7 protein-coding genes are annotated in these 8144 nt (G+C 66.9%); 5 read left to right on the forward strand and 2 right to left on the reverse strand.

The features are described from left to right. On the reverse strand, nt 1-699 hold the full coding sequence (locus GEV05_20940; protein MPZ45803.1) for a GNAT family N-acetyltransferase: 699 nt from the start codon (nt 697-699) through the stop codon (nt 1-3). 23 nt (nt 700-722) lie between these two features. Beyond that, nucleotides 723-2318: a choline dehydrogenase gene (locus tag GEV05_20945; GenBank protein ID MPZ45804.1), complete on the reverse strand. Its 1596-nt coding sequence runs from the start codon at nt 2316-2318 to the stop codon at nt 723-725. Between the two features lie 342 nt (nt 2319-2660). Here GEV05_20945 and GEV05_20950 point away from each other — a divergent pair, with 342 nt between their 5' ends. The 5 genes from GEV05_20950 to GEV05_20970 all read left to right on the forward strand — a co-directional run bounded on the left by GEV05_20950 (nt 2661) and on the right by GEV05_20970 (nt 8097). Then, nucleotides 2661-4079, forward strand: coding sequence for a M20/M25/M40 family metallo-hydrolase (locus GEV05_20950; GenBank protein MPZ45805.1), 1419 nt, complete (start codon nt 2661-2663; stop codon nt 4077-4079). Between the two features lie 72 nt (nt 4080-4151). Next, nucleotides 4152-4919 carry an SDR family oxidoreductase gene (locus GEV05_20955; protein ID MPZ45806.1) on the forward strand — a complete coding sequence of 256 codons (768 nt, stop codon included), beginning with the start codon at nt 4152-4154 and terminating at the stop codon, nt 4917-4919. A gap of 156 nt (nt 4920-5075) precedes the next feature. Further along, complete coding sequence (locus GEV05_20960) at nt 5076-5852, forward strand: competence/damage-inducible protein A (protein MPZ45807.1); 777 nt, start codon at nt 5076-5078, stop codon at nt 5850-5852. 108 nt (nt 5853-5960) lie between these two features. Beyond that, a complete protein-coding gene (locus GEV05_20965) occupies nt 5961-7217 on the forward strand; it encodes an MFS transporter (GenBank protein MPZ45808.1) in 1257 nt (418 codons plus the stop codon). 79 nt (nt 7218-7296) lie between these two features. Beyond that, nucleotides 7297-8097, forward strand: coding sequence for an SDR family oxidoreductase (locus tag GEV05_20970; protein ID MPZ45809.1), 801 nt, complete (start codon nt 7297-7299; stop codon nt 8095-8097). Nucleotides 8098-8144 lie beyond the last annotated feature (47 nt).

Below are 8144 nucleotides of genomic sequence, written 5' to 3' on the forward strand. Positions count from 1 at the left end.
CTAGGCGGCGGGCGGCATACCGCCGGCGGCCAACGCGGTGCGCTGCCGGCCCGCCGCATCGAAGTTCTCCGGCTCGAGCCAGCGCTCGAAGGCCGCGCGGCGCGCCGGCCACTCGGCTTCGAGCAGCGAGAACCAGGCGGTGTCGCGATTGCGTCCGCGCGCGATCATGTGTTGGCGAAAAAGCCCTTCGTAGGTGAACCCCAGACGCAGGGCAGCCCGCCGCGACGGCTCGTTGAACGCATTGCACTTCCACTCGTAGCGCCGGTAGCGCAAAACCTCGAACGCGTGCTTGGCCATCAGGTACATGGCCTCGGTCGCGGCGCGCGTGCGCTGCAGCGCCGGCGTATACCAGATGCCACCCACTTCGATGACGCGGTGCTTGGGCTCGATGCGCATGTAGGTCGCGATCCCGAGCGCCTGGTTGCTCGTCTTCTCCACCAGCGCGTAGGTGAACGGGTCCTGCGATCCCTCAGCCGCTCGCAGCCAGGCGTCGAGACTGGCGCGATCCGGCCACGGGCCGACCGAAAGATAAGTCCACATCGTTTCAGTGCCGGGCCCGGTAGCCGCGGCAAACAAATCGTCGCCGTGCGCGGCCGCGTCCACGGGGACCACGTCCACGTAGCGTCCCGGCAGCGGCGTTCTTTGCGGACGTTCCGCCGGCCGGGCATCGACCGGCTCGCCCACGCGTTGCTCGATCATGCGGCTGCCTTCTCCCACGGATTTCAGTGCCTGCCGAGGATCATGTCGGCGGCCTTCTCGGCGACCATGATGACCGGCGCATTGGTGTTGCCCGAGGTGAGCAGCGGCATGACGGAAGCGTCGATCACGCGCAGCCCATTCATGCCGTGCACCTTGAGTTGCGTATCCACCACCGCGTCGGCGTCGGCACTCATCTTGCAGGTGCCCACCGGATGGTAGACCGTTATCCCTTTGTTGCGGACGAAGTCGACCAGCTGGTCGTCGCTGGCGCAGGCTGGCCCCGGGTCGTGCTCCGCCACGATCCAGCGCGCGAGCGCCTCGGTGGCGGCGAAGCTGCGGATGAGCTTGAGGCCGTCGAGCATGGTGGCCACGTCGGATTCGCGCTCGAGGAAATTCGGTTGGATCGCCGGGGCCGCAAACGGGTCGGCCGACTTGATCTGAACCGTGCCGCGCGAATCCGGACGCAGCTTGCACACCGACATCGTGAAGCCGGAGAAGCGGTGCAGGCTGGGATCAGTGCGGTCGGTCGAGTAGGGGAAGAAGTGGAACTGCACGTCGGGCCGGTCGAGCTCGGGCCGGGTGCGCGCGAAGCCCCCGGCAAGGCCCGCGTACCACGATAGCGGGCCGCTGCGCTTCAACGCATACTGAAGACCGATCATCGCCTTGCGCCGCCAACTCATGAGGTCGTCGTTCACCGTGACGGCCTCGCAACAGCGCCAGATCATGCGCGCCTGCAGGTGATCCTGCAGATTCTTGCCGACGCCGGGCAGCGCCTTGACCACGCCGATGCCGTGCCGCTGCAGCAACTCGCCCGGCCCGATGCCCGAAAGCTGCAGCAGTTGCGGCGACTGGATGGCCCCGGCGGCGACGATCACCTCGCGCTCGGCGAACGCCTGTTGCGCCACGCCGTCTACCGTATAGGCGACGCCGGTCGCGCGCGTAGCTTCCATCAGGACGCGGTTGGCGTGCGCGTCGGTGACGACCGTGAGATTGCGGCGCTGCATGGCCGGGCGCAGATAGGCGACGGCCGCGCTGCAACGCATGCCGTTGCGGGCGGTGCCCTGGAAGTAGCCGAGCCCCTCCTGGCGCGCGCCGTTGAAATCGTCGTTGCGATCGATCCCGAGCTTGGCGCCGGCTTCGATGAAGGAATCGGCCAGCGGATGGCGGTCCTTCACGTCGGAGACGTTGAGCGGCCCGCCCACGCCGTGCCATTCGTCGGCGCCGCGCGACTGATGCTCCGCCTTCTTGAAATAGGGCAGGCAATCGTCGAAACCCCAGCCGGGATTGCCAGCCGCGCGCCAGCCGTCGAAGTCTTCGCGCTGGCCGCGGATGTAGATGAGCCCGTTGATCGAGCTGGAACCGCCGAGCACGCGCCCGCGCGGAATCTTGATGCTGCGCCCATTCATGCGCGGCTCGGGCTCGGTCTCGAACATCCAGTTGACCTTGCGGTCGAACATCACCTTGCCGAAGCCGATCGGGACATGAATCCAGCGGTTGCTGTCGCGCCCGCCGGATTCGAGCAGCAGGACGCGATGCTCGCCCGACTCGGTGAGTCGATTGGCCAGGACGCAGCCCGCCGATCCGGCTCCGACGATGATGTAGTCGTAACGCTGGTCCATGCTCCTCCTCCCGCCTAACCGGCCAACCGCGTCCCCTATCGATCCTTCCGCATTGGAAGACAGTCCGCTCCCCTTCTTGTACCAAGGGCATGCTTGTCTTCCCTCTCCCTTCGGGAGAGGGATCGAGGGTGAGGGGAGATTATGCGTCATGCGCACGCCTTCCCTCACCCCCGGCCCCTCTCCCGGAGGGAGAGGGGAGTATCGCGTGTTCAGTGTGCGGGAGGTCGCGGCGCGGGTCAATGCATCGGCAGGCGCGAAGCACCTGGCACGGTTCACCGCGCGCGTCTGCGATCGCGCCGGAGCTGATATGCTTTTGCGCAACGCCTTGCCTTCGAGCTTCCCATGAACGCCGACGCCGCTCGCGACTTCGTGTCCGCCCTGTGGGACCGGGAGATCGTCCCGCGTCTGACCGAGTACATCCGCATTGCCTGCAAGTCGCCGCACTTCGATTCGGCCTGGGAGGCCAACGGCTACATCGAGCAGGCCGTCCAGCTCGCCTCGCAGTGGTGCCAACGCCAGTCCGTGCCGGGCATGACGGTGGAGATCGTCCGGCTGCCCGGGCGCACGCCGCTGCTCTTCCTGGAAATCCCGGGCGATGCGCCCGGTACGGTGCTGCTCTATGGCCATCTGGACAAGCAGCCCGAAATGACCGGATGGCGCGAGGGTCTCGGGCCGTGGCAACCGGTCATCGAAGGCGACAAGCTCTACGGCCGCGGCGGCGCCGACGACGGCTACGCGGTGTTCGCCTCGCTTGCCGCCGTCATGGCGTTGCGCGCGCAGGGCATCGTGCATGCGCGCTGCGTGGCGATGATCGAATGCTGCGAAGAGAGCGGCAGCTACGATCTGCCGTATTACCTGGAGGCGCTGTCGGCGCGCGTGGGCGCGGTGGATCTCGTCATCGGGCTCGATTCGGGCTGCGGCAACTACGATCAGCTCTGGTTCACCACGTCGCTGCGCGGCATCGCGGCCGGAACTTTGCGCGTGGACGTGCTGACCGAAGGTGTGCATTCGGGCGATGCCAGCGGGCTGGTGCCGTCGTCGTTTCGCATCGCCCGGATGCTGCTCGATCGGATCGAGGACGCGCGCACCGGTCGCATCCTGCCCGCTGAATTCCATTGTCCGATTCCGCAGGAGCGCCTGGAGCAGGCGCGCGCGGTCGGCGCCATGCTCGGCGTCGATGTCGTTCGCAAGTACCCGTTCGCCGGCGCGACCAGCGCGATGGTCGACGATCCGGCGCAGGCGGTGCTCAATCGCACCTGGCGGCCGTTCCTGTCGGTGGTCGGGGCGAACGGACTGCCGCCGATCGCGAACGCCGGCAACGTGCTGCGCCCCTACACGGAGCTGAAGCTGAGCCTGCGCATCCCGCCGCTGATCGACGGCGCGCAGGCGACGCGCGATCTGAAGCGCATCCTGGAAGCCGATCCTCCCTATGGCGCCAAGGTGAGCTTTCAGGCCGATCAGGGGGCGAGCGGCTGGGACGCGCCGGCTCTGGCGCCGTGGCTGCTGGAGGCTTCGCACGGCGCGTCGGAGGCGGTGTTCGGCAAGCCGGCCGCCATGGTCGGCGAGGGCGGCACGATCCCCTTCATGGGCATGCTGGGCAAGCATTTTCCGCAGGCGCAGTTCCTCATCACCGGGGTGCTGGGGCCGCACTCGAACGCGCACGGCCCGAACGAGTTCATTCACATCGCGTATGCCAAGCGGCTGACCGCGTGCGTCGCCCTGGTGCTGGCGGCGCATGCCAAGCGCGGGCGGGAGGGATGAATGCGAAACCGCGCGCGGCGCGCATCGGCATTCGAGTGAAACGAGTGGAACCGTTCGAAAGGTAAAACGACAATGGCAGCCGTCTATCCCGAGTTGTCAGGACGCGTGGTGGCCGTCACCGGCGCCGCGCAAGGCATCGGCGCGTGCACCGCGCGAGCTTTCGCCCAGCAAGGCGCCAAGGTGGCCGCGCTGGATATCGACCAGCCCGGCGCGGCCGAGGTGGTGCGCCAGATCATTGCCGCGGGCGGCAAGGCGATCGCCGTTGCGGTCGACGTGACCGACGAGAAGAGCGTCCAGGACGCGATTGCCCGCACCGTGAGTGAGCTCGGCGGGCTCGACGTGCTGGTGACCTCCGCCGGCGGTTACGGGCGTCTTGCCAACGTCGAGGACATGCCGGTCGAGGAATGGGACAAGACGGTCGCGCTCAACCTGCGCGGTACCTTCCTGTGCTGCAAGAGCGCCATCGCGCATCTGAAGAAATCGCCCGCCGGACGTATCGTCACGATTTCCTCGATTTCCGGCCGGACCATCTCGAGCTCGACCTCGCCGGCATATGCGGCATCCAAGGCCGGCGTCATCCAGCTCACGCGCTTTCTCGCCTTCACCCTGGGCGAGCACGGCATCACCTGCAACTCGGTCGCTCCGATCACCACGCTCACGCCGCGGGTGAAGGCGCTGCGCACGCCGGAGAACATCGCGCAGATTTCCGCCCAGGTGCCGATGAAACGCTTGCCCGATCCGGACGAGCACGCCCGGGTGGTGGTGTTTCTCGCCTCCGACGGCGCCTCGTATCTCAACGGCATGGTGATGGATACCAACGGCGGCAAGGTGATGATGTAGGAGATGGGGCAGCCGTCATTTGGTGAAGAGTGAAGAGTGAAGAGTGGAGATGGGGGCCAGACGTCATTTGTTGAGGAGTGAAGAGTGAAGGAGTGCATCGTTTCACTTTTCACGCTTCACTCACTCTGAGTGGAAATCTGAACCCGCGGAGAACCAATGGCATTCGGGGCAATCGTCGTCGGCGACGAGATTCTCGTCGGCAAGCGCCAGGACAAGCATCTTTCGTTCGCCATCGAGGCACTGGCCAAGCGCGGCTTGCGGCTTGCCTGGGCCGAATACCACGGCGACGACCCTGAGCGCCTGACGGCGGCGCTTCGGCGCAGCTTCGATCGTGGCGACATCGTTTTCAGCTTCGGCGGCATCGGCGCAACCCCCGACGACCATACCCGTCAGTGCGCGGCCGAGGCGCTCGGTGTTGTGCTGGCGCTGCATCCGGACGCGGAACGCGAGATTCGCGCCCGCTTCGGCGGCGAGCTCACGCCGCAGCGGCTGCGCATGGGCGAGTTTCCACGCGGCTGCGAGATCATTCCGAATCCGTTCAATCGCACCCCGGGATTCAGCATTCGCGACCACCATTTCGTTCCCGGCTTTCCGCAGATGGCCTGGCCGATGATCGAGTGGGTGCTCGACACGCACTACCGCGATCTGTTCGACAGCGACCGCTGGGCGGAAGCGTCCATCGTAGTCTACGAATGCGGCGAGTCGCAGCTGATCCCTGCGATGGAGTACGCCCAGCAGCATTACGACAAGCTGAAGGCTTTCAGCCTGCCCTCCATGGGCCCGAACGCCACCCGCCGCCATGTGGAGCTGGGCGTGCGCGGCGATCCGGTGCAAGTGGCGGCCGCAATCGAGGACATGCGTCGGGTGGTACGCGAGATGGGTTTCCCGTTCCAGGACGGGCCGGCCAAGAGGGCGGACGAGACGCATGGCTAGCCGGTCCGGCCGGCGCTCCGACGATGCGTACCTGTACCCCCGGCCAGACGGCCCGATTCGCCGCTGCCTGTTCGCGGCGGCAAGCAGCGCAAGACGCCGGCCACGTCCATGAGCGCTTCCGCCGCCTCCGCGCCGCGGGTACCGGCATTCGCAGCGCTGCGCCATCCCGGTTTTCGCGCCTACTTCCTCACCTCGGCGCTGGCGATGATGGCCGACAGCATCGAGCACGTCATCAGCTACTGGATCATCTATCAGAAGTTCCACTCGCCGACCCTGGGCGGCATCGCCGTTCTCACCCACTGGCTGCCGTTCCTGTTCTTCTCGGTGTATTCGGGCGCGGCTGCCGACCGCTTCGATCCGCGGCGCATCATCCAGCTCGGCATGGTGCTTTTCATGCTCGTGTCGGCGGCCTGGGGCGTGCTCTTCCTCACCGACACGCTGGAGATCTGGCATGCCGCTGTGCTGCTGACCCTGCATGGCTTCGCCGGGGTGTTATGGCTGCCGGCGAGCCAGCTGCTGGTGCACGACATCGTCGGCCCCGCGCAGCTGCAAAGCGCGGTGCGCCTGAACGCCACCTCGCGCCAGCTCGGCATCCTGCTCGGGCCGGCGATCGGTGGGGTGCTCATGCTGGCGTTCGGTCCGGCATGGGGCATCCTCGTCAACGTGCTCATTTACATTCCGCTGGTGTGGTGGCTGTGGAAGGCGCCGTATGGCGCACGTGCGGCCGGCCGCACGCCGCATGCAAAGCCCCAGACGCTCGGCGGACTGGCCGACATCGTCGCCGTCGCGCGCGAGGTAGCACACAACCGCACCATTGCATCGATGATCCTGCTGGCAGGCGGCGCATCGTTCTTCGTCGGCAACGCCTACCAGGCGCAGATGCCGGAATTCGCCACCGACCTCGGTCACGGCCATGCCGGGTTGGGCTATAGCCTGCTCCTGAGCGCCGATGCGGCCGGCGCCCTCATGGCCGGCGTGGCGCTGGAAAGCCGCGGTTTGCTGCGCGCACATCCGCGCACCGCGTTCATTCTGACCATCCTCTGGTGCCTGTGCATCGGCGGATTCGCCGCGGCACAAAGCTATCCGCTTGCGCTGGCGCTGCTGTTCGCGGCGGGCTTTTTCAACCTGGCCTTCAATGCGATGGCTCAGACCCTGGTGCAACTGCATGCACCCGAGCCGATCCGCGGCCGGGTGATCGGGCTGTACGGCATGTCGGCGCTGGGGTTGCGCGCGTTCAGTGGCATCACGGTCGGCATGCTCGGCAGTCTGATCGGCATTCACTGGTCGCTTGCCGGGAGCGCACTGGCCCTGCTCGCGGCAACCGCGGTGCTGCTCGGCCTGACGACACGCATCCGGCCGCAATGAGCTTCGGAGCTCGTGTTTCGCCGAGGGCTGCGATGGCATAATGAGATTCGAGCGGGCAAACCCGTCGAGGTAATGGCCGATGAGACTCGCGAGCAAGGTGGCGATGGTCGTGGGCGCCGGGCAAAGCCCGGGCGAGACGCTCGGCAACGGCCGGGCGACGGCGCTGCTGTTTGCGCGCGAAGGCGCCAAGGTGCTGGCGGTCGATCGCGACATCGGTGCGGCCGAGCAGACCGCGGCGCTCATCCGTCAGGTGGGCGGCGAGGTCGAGGCGTTCGAAGCCGACGTGACGAGCGAGGAAGCATTGCGCCTCGCGGTGGACGATTGCATCGGCCGCTGGGGGCGGCTGGACATCCTGCACAACAACGTCGGCATCAGTGTGGCGGGCGGCGACGCCTCGCCCACGGAGATCACGCAGGAGGCGTTCGATCGCATCATGACGGTGAACCTGCGCGGCATCGTCATGGCCTGCAAGCACGCCCTGCCGGTCATGCGCACGCAGCGCGGCGGCTCGATCATCAATATCTCGTCGCTCGCCGCCATCGACAACTACCCCTGGGTCACCTACAAGGCGAGCAAGGCGGCCGTAATTGCCTACACCAAGCAGCTGGCCATTCAGAACGCCGAGTACGGCATCCGGGCCAATGCCATCCTCCCCGGTCTCATGGATACGCCAATGGCTGTCGATACGCGCGCGCGGGCATGGAACCGCACCCGGGCCGAGATCGCGGCCGAGCGCGATGCGAAGGTGCCGCTGCGCAACAAGCAGGGTACGGCCTGGGACGTTGCCCACGCCGCTCTGTTCCTCGCCTCCGACGAGGCGGGTTTCATCACCGGGGTGGCGCTGCCCGTCGACGGCGGAGCGAGCTGCCGCATCGGCTGAGCATTGCGTTGCATTTGGGTTTCGGTGGTCGGGCTTTGACCACCCCG

It is taken from the genome of Betaproteobacteria bacterium, assembly GCA_009377585.1.
In the GTDB taxonomy this organism is placed as follows: domain Bacteria; phylum Pseudomonadota; class Gammaproteobacteria; order Burkholderiales; family WYBJ01; genus WYBJ01.